This window comes from Neisseria sp. P0001.S005, from assembly GCF_051963715.1.
The window spans coordinates 1-275 of the sequence record NZ_JBQCTZ010000967.1 but is presented as its reverse complement, the minus strand read 5'-3'; the positions used below and the strand labels follow the sequence as shown (position 1 = coordinate 275).

The following is a 275-nucleotide window of genomic DNA, read 5'->3' as shown; positions in this document are numbered from 1 at the left end:
GAATTCAAACGAATGTTCAACCAGCCTGCCGACCCGAACAACTGCTTTATCGACATCACCGCAGGCGCGGGCGGTACGGAAGCCGAAGATTGGGCAGGCATGCTGTTCCGCATGTACAGCCGCTACGCCGAACGCAAAGGCTTCAAAATTGAAATCCTTGAAGAAGACGACGGCGAAATCGCAGGCATCAACCGTGCCACCATCCGCGTGGAAGGCGAATACGCCTACGGCCTGCTGCGTACCGAAACCGGCGTTCACCGCCTGGTGCGCTACTC

General features: G+C 57.8%; 1 protein-coding gene. It reads left to right on the top strand.

What is annotated here, in order from left to right:
• Nucleotides 1–275, top strand: a 275-nt coding sequence (locus tag ACTHSP_RS23710) for a PCRF domain-containing protein (protein ID WP_440347198.1), incomplete at both ends; no start/stop codon positions are given.